This window comes from Pseudovibrio axinellae, from assembly GCF_900110875.1.
GTDB classification, from domain to species: Bacteria; Pseudomonadota; Alphaproteobacteria; order Rhizobiales; family Stappiaceae; genus Pseudovibrio; species Pseudovibrio axinellae.
Genome location: NZ_FOFM01000003.1, coordinates 190,970 through 209,232, shown reverse-complemented (window position 1 = coordinate 209,232; position 18,263 = coordinate 190,970). Strand labels below are relative to the sequence as shown.

Below are 18,263 nucleotides of genomic sequence, written 5' to 3'. Positions count from 1 at the left end.
CTTTGCATCTCAAACTCCTGTAAGGGCAGTTTCGGTGAAAAATTGCGATCTTTGCGCGCAATTGAGCGTAAACGGAAAAAATATCACTATCTCCTAGACGAACGGCTTGTTTCCATTTATTGAGTTTAGTTCAAGAACTCATAAGTAAGGGCATACGTCATGGTTTCACTGCGCGCACTACATGCATTTTCATTGCTGGCTAAACATGGCCGGGCAGCTCGTGCCGCAGAAGATCTAGGTGTTACACCGTCAGCCCTGACTCATTTGCTGCGATCCTTGGAAAATGAGCTGGGTGCTGCACTGGTTATTCGTGATGGCCGCGGTCTTGCGCTGACGGAAGAAGGGCAGCGTCTCTCCTCCAATCTTGGGAACTCCTTTGACCAAATCGAGCACGCTGTGGAGGCCTTCCGGCGGCGAAGCCGGACCGAGTTGCGCATTTCAACACTGTCTACTGTTGCTACACGTTGGCTTATTCCGCGGCTGCCTGATTTTCAGGAAAAACATCCAGATATTGAGCTCCTTATTTCGACGAGTATGCGCATGGTCGATCTGGACCGGGAGTCTTATGACTGCGCGATCCGGCTTGGGGATGGCGCATGGCCTCATGTAGAGCGGCATATGCTCTGGCAAGAGGATCTGGTGGTCGCATTTGCGCCTCAGCTAAGCAATGGCGATCCTAACCCGGATATCAAACTGCTTGATAAGCTTAAGCTGCTTCATACTTCCTCCCGGCGAGAAGACTGGCCACATTGGCTGAAGGGCACGGGCTTGCCTCATCCTGACCAAACCTCTGGTGCAATGTTTGAAAGCCGTAACATGGCAATTCAAGCTGCGGTTGCAGGCATGGGTGCCGTTGCCATCGACACCCGTTTTGTGGAGCAGGAAGTGGCTGCTGGCCATCTTGTTGTGCCGGACTGGCCGCGTCTGTCTCTTGAAAGTGGGTACTGGTTTGTCAGAAATTCAAATCGTCCGCTAACTCGTCCAGTTGCCTCCTTCCAAAAATGGCTTATGGAGCAATCCCAGCAGCCGTTCAAAGCACGACAGGACGCTTGATCTTTTCACGCAAATTTCGAAGCTCAGAGGCTATTGACTTATGGCTGGTGCTTACGTACGCCTCGGTAGCTTTAATTCGTAACCCATAATTTGTGAGAGTCTGCCGCCAATGAATCAGATTGATCTTGCGGCCCTAGAGGCCACTATTAACGCTGCATTTGATGACCGTGAAAACATTCGTACTGACACCCAAGGTGACGTACGTGATGCAGTTGATACCACTCTAAAACTGATGGACCACGGCAAACTTCGTGTTGCAGACAAAGCTTCTGGTGATTGGGCTGTAAACCAGTGGGTCAAGAAAGCAGTGCTACTCACATTCCGTCTGAACTCAATGAAAATCATTCAGGGTGGCCCGGATAATGCTCCATGGTGGGATAAGGTTCCATCCAAATTCGACGGCTGGGGCGCAATCGACTTTGAAGAAGCTGGTTTCCGTGCCGTACCAGGCTCTATCGTGCGTCGTTCTGCCTTCATTGGTAAGTCCGCAGTTTTGTTGCCTAGCTTTGTGAACCTTGGTGCGTTCGTTGACGAAGGCACAATGGTTGATACATGGGTGACCGTTGGTTCTTGTGCGCAAATTGGTAAAAACGTTCACCTTTCTGGCGGCGTTGGCATTGGCGGCGTTCTTGAACCTCTACAGGCTAATCCGGTTATCATTGAAGACAATTGCTTCATTGGCGCTCGTTCTGAGGTTGTTGAAGGCGTTATCATCCGTGAAGGTGCTGTGCTTGCAATGGGCGTGTTCATTTCTGCAACCACTAAGATCATTGATCGTAACACAGGTGAAATCTTCTTAGGAGAAGTTCCTGCATACTCTGTTGTTGTTCCAGGCTCCATGCCAGGCAAACCGCTCCCAGATGGCACGCCTGGTCCAAACCTGAACTGTGCGGTTATCGTAAAGCGTGTAGATGCTCAAACCCGCTCCAAAACTTCCGTAAACGATCTGCTACGCCACTAAAGCCGCAAACGGCCCTTTTAGAACCTGCAAGCCGGAACCAGACCGGCTTGCATGCTCCAAGACAACCTGGCTCTTCCCGAACCAGTTATAAATTAGAGACTTAGGCGACGATCACTGATCACCCGGTGTGACCACAACAACACCTTGCGGATTATTCAATCCGCCATCATACTGATCTGGAAGCCCCACATTTGTCACTGAGTATCCCGCTGGCGGTGTGTATTGTCTCTCGCTTTGAGCCTCTACATCAAAGTTACTCTGAACCAAAGTTGGGATCTGAGCACCGTCTGACCGGGTAATCCGCACCTGTGCATCCATATCGTAGTTGTTTCGAATAGTCATCTGAGGCACATCAGGCAAGTCTACATCTGACCCTCTTGTCAAAATGAAGTTCGGCATCTCTATCTCCTTTTTCGAATGCATTGATGGGGACGGAGAAACCAAGCGGCTGTGATTTGCAACGAAAGCCAAGCTTAAAACAACCTTAATGGGCTTAATGTGATTTTCCCATGTGCTGCTTATTGCTTCGCAGGAATGCATGAGTATATTGCGCTTAGAATTTGCGAGGCTCCATGAATAAGAACAGCGATTTGCACAAACTCATCTTTCCGCTTGACCCGCACGACTGGCACGGGATCGGCAGTGAAACCGTGTGGGTGCGTTCCCTTGGCGGCAATCGCTATCAGCTGGAAAATACGCCCTTTTTTGCAACGGGCGTTGCCAATGGTGATGAGTTGCTTGCAACACGCGAAAAGGGCCGTCTTGTCTTTGACAAGATCGTCAAGGCGTCGGGGCACTCCACCTACCGGATCATGGTGGAAGAGAGCACACAGCCTCAGGACTTTGCCAAGTATTGGGCGAAGCTGGAGAAGCTTGGCTGTACCTGTGAAGACATTGACGCAGACCCGCCACTCTTTAGCGTAGATATTCCTGCAACAACGGATATTCACAGCGCCTATGCCATTTTAGAGGAAGGCGAAGGCCTTGGCATCTGGGCCTTTGAAGAAGGGCATTGCGGGCACCAAGTCTAGCTGCTGATAGCGCCAAATGCCTGTGTGAGCGGCCTTGCGGCACCCAGCTCATTTTTTTTGTTTTTTGTTGGGACTGGGGGCAACGACCAAATGCACCGCATGGTGGGCCATGCAGTGTGGTAGTTAGAGTTTGCCGCGAGGGCGGGAGTGGCAAGGTGAGCAGGCAATACCTGCGCTACTTGTTAAATATAATTCTTCGGCATTGGCTGAACACCTTGCCTGGGCGTTTTTGTATGAAACAAGGTCATCCCCAACAGGCATTGTGAGCGGGGAACCATCTAAGATAGCGCCCTACCAGTGCCGACACCCATCAGGTTGACCAGCTTCCGCTTGGCCTCTGCACTGTTGGCTTTCAAGGGGTGTTTCAACGAACCCGCCGAAAGATACGTTACTTCTTCCAGTAGCTCCGCCCAGCTCACGCCGCACTGACGGACGGTCCGCCAGCTGCCCGTTTACGTGAGCACAGGGTTAAGCATAGGGCACGGTTTGGCTAGGGGGATAAGTTTATTGAACCGGCAAGCCCAATTGTTGCAGCTCAGTGCGCAGCCTGGACTTGGTTGAAAAGTGCAAGGCGTTCATACCAATGCTCTGCGCAGCCTCTACATTTTCAAGGGTATCATCAATAAACAAGAGTGCAGAGGGTTCCAGCTGGTTGCGCTCTAACAAGACCTTGTAGATTTCCAGATCCGGCTTTAAGAGCTTCTCATCGCCGGAAACCACTGTATCAATAAAGCTGTCTCCCAAAAACGTAAAGATGCGCTTTGCCTCTTCAAACTTCTCGCTTGAAAAGTTTGTGATGGCATACAGCGAGACGCCGCTGTCTTTAAGCTCGCTCAGCAATGCAACATTATCTTCAATGGCGCCGCCCAGCATCTCTTCCCAGCGCTCGTAATAGGCTGTGATCCATTCTTCATACTGCGGGAATTTGGCGAGGCGTTCATTGATTGCGTCCTGCCAAGGGCGGCCTCTATCTTGTTCCACGTTCCACTCAGGCGGGCAAACTTCACTTAAAAAGTAGTTGCGCTCGTCTTCATCTGGAATGAGATCCTTGTACAGATTTTGTGGGTCCCACGCGATCAGAACATTACCGATATCAAAAACAACGCCAGAGATTGGCTTTGACATAGTCCACTCCTTAAAAAACACAGTCAGTGCGCATCTTTTTTACAGCACTCAATTCTCGCGAATACCCCTAGCTTCGAAATATGTTGAATTTCCGAGTATCCCTGCTTCAAAACCGCACCCAGTTGCTGCTTGCAGCAGGCAAACCAGAGATCACAGAAAATAATAAGCTCGCATAGTGAAAGGCCGCCAAATCGACAAAAATCAGCTGCTTATATGCCTCATAAAATAATGAAGTTGCATCGAGCCCTTAGCTGTCGTTTCCTGGGGGACCTTAGTTCACAAATCAGCATATCTATGTACATCTCTGCGGCCATGTTGAGCTAAAATTCATAATGGGCGCATTCGGTGAGCTGATCAAATAGATGACACACCCAATAACATAAACCAGAATCAAAATTGATATACGCCTATCATGGGATTGAACTATTTCAGCACTTATATTGAGTATAGTCATTTACTTAAGCATATCACGCCGCTCTTGATAACGAGCCTAGGAATGATGTTCCTTTTTCGGAGAAAATTCATTGCCTTACATTGCCGGTACCACATTCAAAGCACCTGAAGTTGCGGGTTTTTACCCGCACCGCCCTCCTTACGCTCACCAAATTTACCAGTGCATCATTGATCGATCTCCCGCAACACACCGTTTATTGGATTTGGGTTGCGGCGAGGGCAAAATTGCCAGACCAATGACGAAAGTCTTCGATCAGGTTTGCGCCGTCGACCCATCCGCTAACATGATCAAATTAGGTCGGTCCTTGGAAAACGGTAGGGCAGACAACCTTGAGTGGATGGAGGTGACTGCAGAAGAGGCACCATTTACTGGGAAGTTTGACACAGTCACCTTTGCATCAAGCATCCACTGGATGGAACCAAGCAAGCTGTTCCCTAAACTTGCAAATCACTTAAGCGAAAATCATATTCTTGCAAGCATTTTGGGCGATGGCGCGTTTCAACCGCCGTGGCAAGATGAGTGGCAACAATTTTTGGCAAAATGGGTGCCGCAAATCACAGGTGAAGAGCTAGATTCCAATAAATGGCGGGCGAGCCAAACCAAACATTTAGACTATATCAATGTCCTTGAAACAAATGAGTATATTTCGCAGCCTTTCCGGCAAACCGTTGAGGACTTTATTTTATGCCAGCATTCGCGTGATACTTTCGCGATAGCAAAGCTGGGGTCGCGCCGCCATGAATTTCACAATGAGCTTAAGTCCCTTTTGCAGCCTCATGCTAATCTGGAGGGGCAACTGACATTTCAAGTCAAAACCCATTTGACAATCGCTACGATTAAATGAGCTTCCAAATGGCAGCGTAGGGTCAATAAGAAGCATGCCCGTTTGCAGCGTCGAGACTTGCTTCAATCCAAACCCACCCACACTTCTCGCAAGGCCACAGCCCTTGGCTTACGACAGCTTGGCCTTCACGTGCTTAATCGTACCTTGCGGGAGTTTTCGCGTACCGTGATAAAGTCGCATCGGATTAACTGTTATCATGTCGCGACCTTCATAAATAAAACAATCGGAAGCTACAATAGTTCTGCTGTGCGTCACCTGCCCGCAATAAACTGGTACACCTTTCATAACTCGATCTTGAATGAATTCACTTCCAGCAACAATAGTATACTCTACAGCAGGTACTATCTTAAAGCGGGCGGTTTTTTGGAAAACTATTTTATCATAGCCGTTGGCAGACGGTGTTATCAATTCTCCCTTAGGACTCGTGCAACCTGTGATAGCTACCAATATTAAAACAGTCGAGATAAGCTTCAATTTCATAAATATTCCTCGCCTCTCAAAATGAGATAGTAATTTTTATCCATATATTTAAAAGTGTTCAATCAACAAAATGCTGCTTAGTTGGACATTGACCTGCCCTCCCAACATTCAATTAACACAACCTGAAGAGGCAAGATAGCACTATGGGCGATGGTTCATCTAACTAGTACTGCGAGGCATGTAAGCTTTTACAAGAAAGCCGCGCCTTTGGGTTAAGGGCGCGGCTTGGTTTTTTAAGTTGTCAAGCGGTTATCAGGCTTCGCAGATCACGCGGGTCTGACGTGCAATCATCGCTTCTTCATTGGTTGGGATTGCCATCACCTTAACCTTGGAGGATTGCTTTGAAATTGTGATTGCTTCCTTGGCGCGGGCCTTGTTTGCATCTGCATCAATTTCTACGCCGAGGAATTCAAGGCCTTTACAGATACCAGCACGTGTTTTGGAGGAGTTTTCGCCGATACCACCTGTGAAGACGATCGCGTCAACGCCGCCCATAACAGCTGCAAGGGCACCAAGCTCACGCTTTACACGGTTGTCGTAGTAGTCCAGCGCACGGGCAGCATCAGGGCTGTCAGACTCTTCAAGATCGCGCATATCCTGCGAGATGCCAGAGAGGCCTTTCATTCCAGATTCTTTGTTCAGCAAATGAGCAACTTCCTTGCTGGACATTCCCTTTTCTTCCATCAAGTAGAAGATGACACCTGGATCGATCAAACCAGAGCGTGTGCCCATTGCCAAACCATCAAGCGGCGTAAAGCCCATGGTGGTTGTGACGCATTTGCCGTGTTCGATCGCACACATGGAAGCACCATTGCCCAGATGGGCAACAATGATCTTGCCATCGGCAACTTCCGGCGCAACGTTGTGCATTTCCTCGGAGATGTAGTGGAAAGACTGGCCGTGCATGCCGTAGCGACGAATACCCTCATCGTAGTACTTTGTCGGCAACGCGTAGGCTTCGTTTTTAAACTCCTGGGTGCGGTGGAACGCGGTATCAAAACACGCAACATTCGGCTTGCCAGGAAACGCTGCCTTTGCGCCCAAAATACCTGCAAGGTTATGCGGGTTATGTAACGGTGCCAGTGAGTTAAAGCTCTCTAACTCTGTTGCAACGTCCTCAGTCACCAGTACTGGAGCTGAGTATTTGGAGGAACCATGAACCACACGGTGGCCAATTGCGTCCACTTCCAGTTCAGGGTCAAACTTCTTGAGAAGCTCCAAAATAACCTGCAAAGCAGAATCGTGGTTTTTCGCTTCATCAGCTGTCAGGGCGCGGTCCATGACCACATCGCCTTCGGCGGACTTTCCTTTAATCCAGGCAGACGCGCCCAGACCGTCAATTTGGCCGGAAAGGACGCTTTCTTCGCCTTTGAACAGCTGGAACTTGATGGAGGAAGACCCAGCGTTGAGAACAAGAATTGTTTCGATTTTCATTTTTATTTCTCTGTTATCTCGAAATTATTCTGCAGCTGCCGCCAGTTCCTCGTTCCCTGCATACGCAGCGCCATTGCGCAGGTAGTAATCGTACATGGATGCAAGGGCACAAGAAACAAGACGAGCGCGATCATTGTCGGCACGGCTGGTGAGGATAATTGGAACGCGTGCGCCTGTCACCAAACCAGCTGTTTCTGCATGGGCAAGGAACGTGAGTTCTTTCACAACCATGTTACCAGCTTCAAGGTTAGGAACGATCAGCACTTCTGCACGGCCTGCAACAACAGAATCGATGCCCTTGGTCCGTGCAGCTTCAAGATCGATTGCGTTGTCCATTGCCAGTGGCCCGTCAACGATACCGCCCTTAATTTGGCCGCGCTCTGCCATTTTAGAAAGCACTGCTGCATCAATCGTGGATGGAATAGCAGGGTTCACGGTTTCCAGAGCAGACAGAATACCAACCTTTGGCGGCTCAATACCAATGGAACGTGCAACATCAATTGCGTTTTGAGTGATGTCGACTTTCGCTGTGAGGTCTGGCGCGATGTTGATCGCAGCATCAGAGACAATCAGCGGTGTTTCGCGGCCTGGAACGTCCATAACGAATGCGTGGGAAAGGCGACGCTTGGTGCGCAAACCGCCTTCACGCTTAACAACGTGACGCAGCAAGTCATCAGTGTGAAGGTGGCCCTTCATCACAGAACGCACACGACCTTCGTGAACCAGTGCAACAGCTTTTTCAGCTGCGGTGTCTTCATCAGGTGTATCAATCAGCTCGTAGGAGGAGATGTCTACGCCGATTTTCTCTGCAGCCGCTTGGATGCGTTTTACTGGACCACACAGGATCGGAATAATCAGACCCGCCTGCGCTGCCATGACGGCACCACCGAGTGAGTTTGAATCATCCGGGCAAACAACGGAGGTTGGAATAGCAGGTAACTGTGAGGCCCTTGCAACCAGGCGATCAAAGTGCTGGTGACGCTTCATCAGCAAGCTTGGAAGTTCTTCAGCATCGTAGGAGATGGATTGGCTCGGCGCTTCGACGCGGGCTTCACCTTCTGCAACCAATGTGCCGTCATCCACTTTAACAGTGGTTGAAAGACGGATGATGTTGTTTGGTAGCTTCTCAAGAACAGTAACTGTTACGTCGAGAACCTGATCTACCTTCACTTTGTTATGGAAGGAAAGTGTCTGGTCGCGGTAAACACAGCCAGGACCTGGAAGATAGTTGCCAACCACAGCAGAAATAAGGGACGCTCCCCACATAAATGGAGCTGATGGACCGTCTTTTTTTTCAACGCCTTCCCACTGCGCATTTGGCAGGTGCAGTGGATTGATGTTGCCAGATGCGTGCGCAAATACGTAAAGGTCGTTTGCAGTACAAATGCGGGCGCGCGTGACGGTATCTCCGACCTGAATTTGGTCATAAGTCCGATTAGTAGCCATTGAGAGCCTCTTCTTTTGCCAAATACCGTATGTCACCCAAGCTCAAGATATTCGCGACAGGGCTAGTGAGGGGAGGTCTCAGCCATACTATCGCAGCTCTGTGACTGTTTAACGGTATATGTGTTAAATTCTTCGCAAATCTTGGGGCGCTTATTCAACATTTGAGCTAACAAATCTATCGGTAAAGACTAAAAAACTGCAGATTTTAGCGATCTGCGAAGTTATGACACATCAAACTTTAGGTTACAGCGTCACAAATTACGTAGATGTCCGTAGTATTAGTAGGTCGCGCAAGTATTGCCAAACTCGACGCAGGACACTCTGCGTGGCAGGAGAATAAAACTGTCACTCAACGAAATTGAAGTGAAATCGCCTGCATTGTCTGTAAGCAACTCACTGAAATTTGACATAAGCTGCCCGAGCATGAAGGTGTAATCAAAATTTACAGTGGAAACGACATAGTATTGATCATTGATTCGCATGGTATTTGCGAAGGCGACGCCTTCTGGTTCAGTTCCCTGCGCCCAGGGTTCATCAGTTTCGTTTCCCCAGCTCCATACAACTTCTGGCACATTACTCCTGATCACTACCATTCCAACGCTGACTTCAACCTGAGCATCTTCATATGGCGTCATCAAATGTGCAATCGCTGCTTCAATATCAGCCATCTCACCCGTTACATTATCCGAACGGGCGACAAGGTCTGCGATGGAAAATGCCGTTTTACTTACACGACGATCATGAGAAAGTGCGCTAGTCATCTCGACCATTCCAATAAATAGAAACAACAGCACTGGCAAAACAAAAGCAAACTCAATAGCAGCTGCACCTGCGGCATTCCTAAGGAAGCAGCCAACTCTTTTTGTATGTTTGGGATGCAGTTTCATCAACAGTTCGCTCTTGGTCTCTTAAAATGGCTCGTTTCTAAAGATTTCAGTCGCAACAAGAATCCGGCTTCCATTTGAGGTTTGCCCGAACACTTCAACCATCTTGGATGTAATCAACGGCCACTCAACAATGACACGGACCATGACCACTTCATTCCTAACGCCAGGACTCCATGGCTCATCCATAATGACTTCACCGTCTTCAATAAGAGGTTCGGGGTCTGGAATTCTGCCAAAGTCAGGGACCGATGTCACACTGATGTAGACGCCATCTTCGACGGATTTCAGGAGGCCGCCGCCAAGATCAAGAACATCTGCCCGAAAGTCAGATTGATCGTATTCCCCTGCTGCTTCAGCATTGAAAACCTGCCCTGTCCTGATCTTTCTTGCCGCCTCAGAGACCGCATTGTCTAATATGACTTCAACGAGGAACGATAAACCAAGTTCCAAGATGGCAAAAACCACTAAAAACAAGACGGGTGCAATAAAGGCGAACTCAATAGCGGTCACGCCGCGGGCATCTTTGGACAAGCGACGGGCGTTCGTTAGGCACCGCCACGAACGCTTTGGTTTCGACGGTTTGTCAGCAGCCTTCAAACGATACATCGATCTCCACCACTTCAATCATCTTTGCTTGCTACGATACCGTTTTCGGCCAGTTCATTTCGTAGACTTATGGAAGACGCAATTTCATCCAGCTTACCCACATCATCACCTAAACGCAGCGCTTCGTGACAATCCGGGTTACAAGAGTATGAAAAACGGCTGTTGTTTCGCTGTACAGCAACATAGTCAGCCATATCGGCCGTGACGGTAATCGTCTCTTCAACGACAAGCTCTGAGGCATCGTTAAAAATAACCAGGTTCGTCCTTCCGTAGGACTTGCCCGTGATTACGATGGTTAGGCGGTCATGTACGGTCACATCAGCAATGCTTGGGTTGCCAAGGATTATGGTTTCTGCTGGTTCATCCAAGCGGAAAACCTTAGCCTGATCTGTTATGACCTCGACATCTGCGCGCGCTGGAGCACTTACCACTGCGCAAATGCCCGCCATCATAGCAATAAATGCCGCCTGAGACGCAAACGCCGGCAAACGACCCCAGAACTGTTTTTGCAGCGTCCAAACCACGACTTACCCCACCGAATAACTGTTAAATATTACCAGCTATTTGTGCGATAATTTTAGTGAATGAATACCTAATTTGCGAGCAATACCGGGAACGATGTGCCGATACATCTTGTTATGGTTAAACTTCAGTAAACGACGTACTGCTTAGTCTCTTAAGACTGGTTAGCTGACCAAACTCATTGTCTCCGATGCGTTTGAGTGCTTCTTGCAGGTCCTCATAGGCTACTGTCATTGAATAGCCATTTGCATGCAACAGGGTGGTTGGATCAACCATCACGCCGACGTGTCCTTTCCAGAACATCAAGTCCCCTCGCCTTAGATCAGGAAGTCCAGTTGAAAGGTCTAGCGTCTCTGCAAGCATCGTTTCTTGCATGTCGGTATCACGAGGGGCGTTCAGGCCACCAGCTTGGAGCGAGAGCTGGATCAATGCAGAGCAATCCAGCCCTAATGACGACCGGCCGCCCCATAAATAGGGCGTGCCTACGAAGGATTGTGCTATTGTGACCCAATCACTTATCTTATGATTGCACTCAACCAAGTGTTTAGCGACGATGAACGATCCATCGCAGAGCTTTGCATATTCCAAACCGCGCGTGGTTTCATATCCGATTACACGGACCAGCGCTCCAATGGAAACCTGACTGCATACAGGGCTCTTCATCTCTGCTGCTGGATATCTATAGGTGCGCAGCGCAGCTACCCTGTGTGTGGGTTGTTCAAATGGACCCAGTGCTTGAGAAGGTAACCAGCCTACATATCCGTCTGTCTGGAGCTGTCCCCACGACCATCCTTCAGCCGTCGTTTCAAAAACGCGGAAGATCTCACCAAAATTCAGCTCGGTATCAATGCCCTTTGCAAGGTCGGGGCACGCTCTCAAAGCAACTTTATCAGCAACAACGCAAAGGTCTGTTCCCTCTACAAACCTTTCAGATTGAACCTGATCGCGATAGTCTACAGAGGCGAGGTCTGGCCTTACTGGATGTAGTCGGCGGTCGAGTTGAGCGGTCATGACAGAGCCCTTCCAAGAAAATTGCGACACCATTGCTAATGAGGGTTAGCGCGAGAGATCCTGCGCTTTATTTGACACCAGATCCCCAAGGTGTTCCAGGTAGAGCGCGCCTGCAACGGTGCGCGTGATGACGACATTGCGCCGGTCGGCTTCATCACGCTTTCTAGATAACAATTTATTTGCACCAAGAGTATCGAGCGCTCGCGTGATTGCAGGCTTAGTTACCCCTAGTTTAAGCGCTAAACCGCGAACTGTATGGGGGGGCGGCTCAAGATATACAGTTAAAAGAATAGACATTTGCCGAGCGGTCAAATCCTGATCTGCTGCGCGCACCAATTCCAACACTACATCATGCCATAGCTTAAGCGCCTGCGACGGGCGGATCTCTACGGGCATATTTCTTCGTCCTAATCCTTATTGCAGGCTGAAACCTAGCCTGCAAATCATTTCGAGAGCCTTACCAGATCGAGGTATTAAGCACATTTGACAGTATACTTGGCGCTGGTTTAACCAAACCGCGTTTTCAGCGTATCAAATAGGGCCCTAATTGCCTGAGCTTCCCCACCATGTGTGCGGAAATCTTTCTCGATTGGAGTCCAACCGTAGATATCAAAGTGTGCCCAGCTGCCAGCGTTTTCGACAAACCTTTGCAAGAAGAGAGCAGCTGTGATGGAGCCAGCAAAGCCTGCACCACTTGTATTGATATTTGCCAGATCTGCGGTCTTTGAGGTGATGTATTTCTTGTATGGCTTCCAAAGCGGCAAGCGCCACAGTGGGTCATTTACTGCTTCACTATGAACTGCGATTGTTTCTGCCAGTTCTTCATCATCTGTATAGTACGGCGGCAGATCAGGTCCCAGTGCAACACGTGCAGCGCCAGTGAGCGTTGCCATGTCGATAATAAGCTCTGGGCTTTCCTCATCAGCAAGAGCCAGTGCATCTGCTAAGACAAGGCGCCCTTCTGCATCTGTATTACCGATCTCAACCGTAAGCCCTTTGCGGCTCTTGAAAATATCGGAGGGCCGGAACGAACGCCCAGAGATTGCATTTTCTACCGCTGGGATGATGACCCGCAACCTAACAGGCAGTTTGGCCTTCATGATCATAGCGGCCAGACCCAACACGTTGGCGGCGCCGCCCATGTCTTTCTTCATAAGGATCATGCCAGCTGCTGGCTTAACATCCAAACCGCCACTATCGAAGATCACGCCTTTTCCGACGAGAGTGATCTTTGTGTCGGTGTCCTTTCCCCAAATCGCATCGACAAGGCGAGGTGCTCTATCACTGCCATTGCCCACGGCATGAACAAGCGGGAACTCAGTTTCCAGACGACTGCCAATGATTACCTTTGAGGTTCCACCATGCTCATCAAAAAGCTGGGTAGCAGCAGCAGTCAGTTCTTCAGGCCCCATGTCATTGGCTGGCGTATTAATCAAGTCTTTTGCCAGACGCGTGCCTGCCACTATCGGGGCAAGCTCCTCCAAAATACTCTCATCAGCGATCACAAGTTGAGACTTGGCGGCGGCAACATCCTTGTAAGCATCAAAGCGATAGGAGGCCAATGCAAAGCCCAAGGCAATGCCAGCAATTTCGTCAAAGCCTGTTGAAAGCTCAAAAGCCCCAGCAGGGAGACTTTTGCTCAAAGCAGCACCAGTTTCCAGCGCTTCGCTCTGTTTATGCCCACAGCCGAAAAGGACAGTTTCAATCTCTCCTGAAGCACTCGGGATAGACAGTGTTTCGCCAAAAGACGCCTCAAACCCCTGCGCACTTACCCACGCTTTGGCCAAAGCGCCAGCGGTATTAAGGTAAACCTCCAACTCGCTGGCTAGGATTGCCACAACTGGGGTTGGATTGACTTTTTCGCTGGCAGAAATTAACGGACCGTGCACCGGGTGCTCCATTCTTGAAATTTGCAAAATCTATAATCTGCCCAGTACGAGCAGTGTTCTGGCAAACTAACGGCGTTACCGTGTCTTAGCAAGGCATTCAGCATGCAGGTCCCCCAGCTTACAACAGGCAGCGCGCGCAAGAATTAACCAGAAATTAGGGTTAATATTTCATTTTCAAACAATATTTGAATCTCTTGATTGCTGAGGGTGCCATGACTGCTTTTGACCGCACAGAAAAAAAACTATTGGCCTCTGGTATTCTTAGGCGTGCGACAGCCATAGCCTTGCTCTTGGTATGCGGACTCGCGATCTCCGGTTGCGCGACACAAAAGCAACGCGCTCGAGCCTCAGTTTCCCAAACACAGCAACTCACCGCTGGGTCGCCGCAAATGCAAAAAGCGCTGGCGTACTGGGGTGGAGCTTATGCCAAGGATCAAAAAGAGCCGCGAACGATCCTTAACTATGCAGCAGCATTGAGGATTGACGGTCAAGGGCAGCAAGCTGAAGCCATCTTACGACGCGGCGTAATTGCAAACGCTTCGAACATCACAATTGCAGCTAGCTACGGTAAAGTGCTTGCTGAAAATGGGAAGTTGCAGGAAGCACTCAACGTGATTGACAATGCGCTCGACCCTGCGCAACCAAACTGGAAGATGCTCTCTGCAAAAGCCGCGATTTTGGATCAGCTTGGTAAGACGCAATTGGCCCGCGCTACCTATGAGCAAGCCCTGAAAATCTCCCCGGATGAACCCTCAGTTCTCAATAACCTGGGAATGTCCTACCTTCTGGCTGGGGATCTCAAAAAGGCTGAGGTAGTTCTCAAAACAGCCCTGAACACTGGCAGAGCAGGAAGCCAGGTCCGGCAGAACCTTGCGCTGACTTTGGGGCTTCAGGGACGGTTTGATGAAGCTGTCGAAGTGGCTCAATCAGATATGGACCCGAACCAGGCTGCTGAAAATGTTGCTTACCTGAAGACCATGCTGGGCAAGGCATAATTCACCCTAAAATGTGCGCATGACCTGTATGGCTGCCGGGCCAATAATAACAATAAACAAAACCGGCAGGAAAAACAGCATCATGGGCACTGTGAGCTTTGGCGGTAGTGCTGCAGCTTTTCTCTCAGCTTCCTGCATGCGCTCCTTACGGTTTTCATCAGACAGTACCCGCAGAGCAGAACCAATCGGTGTGCCATACTTTTCCGCCTGCGTGAGAGCAACAATCACATTTTTAACGCCATCAAGGCCGGTTCTTTCAGCCAAATTCTGGTAGGCAACTCGGCGTTCGTCCAAAAATGACAATTCCGCATTCGCCAAGATCAACTCTTCTGCAAGTGGGGCTGATTGCGCGCCGACCTCCTCAGAAACCTTCTTGAAAGCAGCTTCAATTGACATGCCAGACTCAACGCAAATGAGCATAAGGTCCATCGCATCAGGCCACGCTAACCTGATGGACTCTTGGCGCTTTGCGATCTGGTTTTGTATGAAGATACTAGGTGCATAAAAGCCAATGGCCGCAATCAGGAGCGAAATTAAGAATACGCTCAACACCGGCATATCAACTTTAATTATGACCACCATGTAAAAAAAAGATACGGCGAAGAAGCCAATTGGAAGAATTACCTGAAACAGAAGATAGGTATACAAAGGAGAGGCACCTCGATACCCTGCCATTTTAAGCTTACTAGCGACACCGTCACTTGATAGTCGTCTTTTTAGGTCATATTTGTCGACGAAGTCACGGATACTTTCTTTTGGATTACTGCGCAGAACAACACGTGCATTTTCTTTTTGCATTGCTAGGCGCGCTCGTTCTCTTGAGCGGATCTCCTCACGTTCCAATGCAACGGACTTCATCCTGCTTTTAAGCTCGTCACGGTCAAATAAAGGCATAAGCAATGCATAGACCGTTCCCGATACGGCAAGCAACGTTAGGATAACGACAAACATGTTGCTATTGCCAAGAGCTTCCAAACCCATTGCAGCCACCTTATATTTTGAAATCGATCATTTTGCGCATGACCAGGACACCGAGCGACATCCAAAACAGGCCAATCCCAATGAGAACAAGGCCAATATCGGTATCAATCAGCAGGCGAATATAATCAGGCGCCACGGCTGACAACATCAGGGTAACAATGAAAGGAAGCGAACCAATGATCGCCGCAGAGGACTTTGCTTCTTGGCTAACGGCCCTGATTTTGCCCTTCATCTCTTTGCGCTGACGAAGTGTTTTAGACAGGTTCCCGAGCGCCTCAGAAAGGCTACCACCGGCCTGGGACTGGATTGTAATCACAATAGCGAGAAAGTTAGTTTCCTGAAGAGGGACACGCTTGGGGATATTATGGATCGCTTCCGCCAATGGCACGCCCATCTGCATTTTGTCCAAGACATAAGAGAATTCAATGCCAACAGGATCCTTTGCTTCTGTAGCAGCAATTTGCAAACAGTCTCCAAGTGGCATCCCAGATTTTACGCCGCGTACGATCAGATCAACAGCATTTGGAAACTCATTCAGGAACTTTTCAAATCGTTTCTTACGCCGCCTTGAGACGTAAAAACGCGGAGCTCCAAGTGTCCCGACGAAAAGCAAAGCCAGAGAGATCCAAAGAGGTTGTCCAAACGCCATGCTAAGCGCGAGCATCGTAAGACCACAAACAACTGAAATTAAGTAGTATTTCGGCTTTGACCAAGTCAGACCGGCTTGTCCAATCCAGTCGGCGAAGACTGGTTTTTCTGCATTCTTCTTTTTGCTAGCTTGTGCTGTCTCTATTGCCTTGAGTTGATCTTGAACAGATTTACGGCGCGCATTGATATCAACTTTTTTGACACTTCCAGCACTTGATCCGATTTTCTTCTGGATCAGATCGTCTTTTCGCTCTCCAAGTTTATTTTTGGAAAACAGCGGCGTTAAAACAATGAAGGTTACACCGACCACGCTGATGAGGATCAGGAAAGTAATCAGATAATCTGCGAGGGGGGAGGCCAGAAAAGCATTAGGGTCAGCCATGTAAGCCTCCGGATGTGTCTGATGCGTCCAGAGCTTGGGCTAACCTTTCCTCCTCATTGAAGTACCTTGCCCGCTCCCAAAATAGAGGGCGACCGATGCCGGTTGAGCGATGCTGACCAACGATCTTGCCATTGGCATCCTCACCCGTAATGTCATAGACGAATAGATCTTGCGTTGTGATCACATCGCCTTCCATCCCAACAACTTCGGTAATGTGCGTGATACGTCTGGAGCCGTCTCTCAGGCGGGCGGCCTGAACAATGACATCTACAGATCCAACGATAATTTCCCGCACAGTTCTGGAGGGAAGCGAGAAACCACCAAGAGCAATCATTGATTCCATACGCTTCAAGCACTCTCTTGGAGAGTTGGAGTGGATTGTGCCCATAGAGCCATCGTGACCTGTATTCATTGCCTGAAGCAAATCGAATACCTCTGGACCACGCACCTCACCTACGATGATCCGCTCAGGCCGCATGCGCAGACAGTTCTTTACCAGATCACGCATTGTGACCTCCCCTTCCCCTTCAAGGTTGGGTGGCCTGGTTTCCAATCGGACGACATGGGGCTGTTGCAATTGCAATTCCGCGCTGTCTTCACAGGTGATAATGCGTTCAGTACTGTCAATATACCGCGTTAAACAGTTCAGGAGCGTTGTCTTCCCTGAGCCGGTACCGCCGGAGATGACTGTATTGCAGCGAACGCGACCGATAATTTCCAGAATTGCCGCGCCTTCTGGTGAGATCGAATTGAAATTCACCAATTGGTCCAGCGTCAGTTTGTCTTTCTTAAACTTACGAATGGTGAGGGCTGGACCATCCAGCGCGAGCGGTGGGGCGATCACGTTTACGCGGGAGCCATCCGGGAGACGGGCATCACATATCGGACTGGACTCATCGACGCGTCGGCCAACCTGAGAAACTATGCGTTGACAGATGTTCATCAGTTGACGGTTATCGCGAAACTGGATGTTGGTTTGTTCCACCATACCAGCTGTCTCAATGTAGACAGTCTCGGCACCATTGACCAGAATATCGGAAATATCATCGCGTGCGAGCAATGGCTCTAAAGGCCCGTATCCCAGAACATCGTTACAAATATCTTCGAGCAAGTCTTCTTGCTCAGCGATCGACATAACGAGATTCTTAAGGGCAATGATGTCGTTGACCACATCGCGGATCTCATCTCGAGCGTCATCAGCCTCAAGGCGAGACAATTGAGAAAGATCGATAGCCTCGACTAAAGCGTTAAAAATCGACGCCTTAGTTGCATAGTACTCCTGCGTTTTCTTTGTTTCCAGAACACTCTCTTTGGGCGTATCTGGGCGCGTGTTGCTGCTCGAGGGGTGCACCTCAGTTTTGGGTCTTGGGTCGGGTGTGGCAGGTGTTGCCGTTTGTGCCTGTATCGCAGAACTCACAGGAGCAGGCTTAGGTTTATTGTTTCCCAGCTCAACGTTACCACGTCTACCAAACATATCGTTCCGCCTTTACTTCAGCACAAATTTAGCCCGAGGG

At 49.4% G+C, this 18,263-nt stretch carries 19 protein-coding genes; 5 read left to right on the top strand and 14 right to left on the bottom strand.

Annotated features, from left to right (window positions below):
* Positions 1–159 precede the first annotated feature (159 nt).
* Both BMZ51_RS09475 and dapD read left to right on the top strand, forming a co-directional pair.
* The gene (locus BMZ51_RS09475; protein WP_068004503.1) at positions 160–1,053 is read left to right on the top strand and encodes a LysR substrate-binding domain-containing protein; all 894 of its coding nucleotides are present in this window, start codon (positions 160–162) and stop codon (positions 1,051–1,053) included.
* 118 nt (positions 1,054–1,171) lie between these two features.
* Positions 1,172–2,014, top strand: a complete 843-nt coding sequence (gene dapD, locus BMZ51_RS09470) for a 2,3,4,5-tetrahydropyridine-2,6-dicarboxylate N-succinyltransferase (RefSeq protein WP_208979416.1) — start codon at positions 1,172–1,174, stop codon at positions 2,012–2,014.
* 111 nt (positions 2,015–2,125) lie between these two features.
* Here the strand turns inward: dapD and BMZ51_RS09465 are convergent, their stop codons facing one another.
* Complete coding sequence (locus BMZ51_RS09465) at positions 2,126–2,413, bottom strand: hypothetical protein (RefSeq protein WP_139201368.1); 288 nt, start codon at positions 2,411–2,413, stop codon at positions 2,126–2,128.
* 173 nt (positions 2,414–2,586) lie between these two features.
* Between BMZ51_RS09465 and BMZ51_RS09460 the strand changes: the two genes are divergently transcribed.
* Positions 2,587–3,045, top strand: coding sequence for a DUF4265 domain-containing protein (locus tag BMZ51_RS09460; protein WP_068004498.1), 459 nt, complete (start codon positions 2,587–2,589; stop codon positions 3,043–3,045).
* A 504-nt stretch (positions 3,046–3,549) separates the two neighbouring features.
* On the opposite strand, the gene BMZ51_RS09455 is transcribed toward BMZ51_RS09460, so the two are convergent.
* Complete coding sequence (locus BMZ51_RS09455; RefSeq protein WP_068000277.1) at positions 3,550–4,170, bottom strand: HAD family hydrolase; 621 nt, start codon at positions 4,168–4,170, stop codon at positions 3,550–3,552.
* A gap of 524 nt (positions 4,171–4,694) precedes the next feature.
* Between BMZ51_RS09455 and BMZ51_RS09450 the strand changes: the two genes are divergently transcribed.
* Positions 4,695–5,468, top strand: coding sequence for a class I SAM-dependent methyltransferase (locus BMZ51_RS09450; protein ID WP_068000280.1), 774 nt, complete (start codon positions 4,695–4,697; stop codon positions 5,466–5,468).
* Between the two features lie 108 nt (positions 5,469–5,576).
* Here the strand turns inward: BMZ51_RS09450 and BMZ51_RS09445 are convergent, their stop codons facing one another.
* The 9 genes from BMZ51_RS09445 to BMZ51_RS09405 form a co-directional block, all read right to left on the bottom strand.
* Entirely contained in the window at positions 5,577–5,948 is a 372-nt protein-coding gene (locus BMZ51_RS09445; RefSeq protein ID WP_068000283.1) for a hypothetical protein, read from the bottom strand.
* 252 nt (positions 5,949–6,200) lie between these two features.
* Positions 6,201–7,382: an acetate/propionate family kinase gene (locus BMZ51_RS09440; protein ID WP_068000287.1), complete on the bottom strand. Its 1,182-nt coding sequence runs from the start codon at positions 7,380–7,382 to the stop codon at positions 6,201–6,203.
* A gap of 24 nt (positions 7,383–7,406) precedes the next feature.
* Complete coding sequence (locus BMZ51_RS09435) at positions 7,407–8,828, bottom strand: bifunctional enoyl-CoA hydratase/phosphate acetyltransferase (RefSeq protein WP_068000289.1); 1,422 nt, start codon at positions 8,826–8,828, stop codon at positions 7,407–7,409.
* Positions 8,829–9,106: 278 nt separating this feature from the next.
* Positions 9,107–9,715, bottom strand: a complete 609-nt coding sequence (locus BMZ51_RS09430) for a TadE/TadG family type IV pilus assembly protein (RefSeq protein WP_068000292.1) — start codon at positions 9,713–9,715, stop codon at positions 9,107–9,109.
* A gap of 21 nt (positions 9,716–9,736) precedes the next feature.
* Positions 9,737–10,321: a TadE/TadG family type IV pilus assembly protein gene (locus tag BMZ51_RS09425; RefSeq protein ID WP_068000294.1), complete on the bottom strand. Its 585-nt coding sequence runs from the start codon at positions 10,319–10,321 to the stop codon at positions 9,737–9,739.
* A 14-nt stretch (positions 10,322–10,335) separates the two neighbouring features.
* Positions 10,336–10,845, bottom strand: coding sequence for a pilus assembly protein N-terminal domain-containing protein (locus BMZ51_RS09420; RefSeq protein ID WP_208979401.1), 510 nt, complete (start codon positions 10,843–10,845; stop codon positions 10,336–10,338).
* Between the two features lie 118 nt (positions 10,846–10,963).
* A complete protein-coding gene (locus BMZ51_RS09415; RefSeq protein ID WP_068000295.1) occupies positions 10,964–11,854 on the bottom strand; it encodes a C40 family peptidase in 891 nt (296 codons plus the stop codon).
* 45 nt (positions 11,855–11,899) lie between these two features.
* A complete protein-coding gene (locus BMZ51_RS09410) occupies positions 11,900–12,250 on the bottom strand; it encodes a MarR family transcriptional regulator (protein WP_068000297.1) in 351 nt (116 codons plus the stop codon).
* A 110-nt stretch (positions 12,251–12,360) separates the two neighbouring features.
* A complete protein-coding gene (locus BMZ51_RS09405) occupies positions 12,361–13,743 on the bottom strand; it encodes a leucyl aminopeptidase family protein (RefSeq protein WP_068000780.1) in 1,383 nt (460 codons plus the stop codon).
* A gap of 212 nt (positions 13,744–13,955) precedes the next feature.
* Between BMZ51_RS09405 and BMZ51_RS09400 the strand changes: the two genes are divergently transcribed.
* Positions 13,956–14,738, top strand: a complete 783-nt coding sequence (locus BMZ51_RS09400; protein ID WP_068000299.1) for a tetratricopeptide repeat protein — start codon at positions 13,956–13,958, stop codon at positions 14,736–14,738.
* A gap of 6 nt (positions 14,739–14,744) precedes the next feature.
* Here BMZ51_RS09400 and BMZ51_RS09395 read toward each other — a convergent pair whose 3' ends face one another.
* From BMZ51_RS09395 to BMZ51_RS09385, 3 genes are read right to left on the bottom strand one after another with little or no spacing between them, the layout of a single operon-like run.
* Positions 14,745–15,719: a type II secretion system F family protein gene (locus BMZ51_RS09395; RefSeq protein ID WP_068000784.1), complete on the bottom strand. Its 975-nt coding sequence runs from the start codon at positions 15,717–15,719 to the stop codon at positions 14,745–14,747.
* A gap of 10 nt (positions 15,720–15,729) precedes the next feature.
* Entirely contained in the window at positions 15,730–16,749 is a 1,020-nt protein-coding gene (locus tag BMZ51_RS09390; protein ID WP_068000305.1) for a type II secretion system F family protein, read from the bottom strand.
* Positions 16,742–18,223: a TadA family conjugal transfer-associated ATPase gene (locus BMZ51_RS09385; protein ID WP_068000307.1), complete on the bottom strand. Its 1,482-nt coding sequence runs from the start codon at positions 18,221–18,223 to the stop codon at positions 16,742–16,744. Before BMZ51_RS09385 ends, BMZ51_RS09390 begins: the two co-directional genes overlap by 8 nt.
* Positions 18,224–18,263 lie beyond the last annotated feature (40 nt).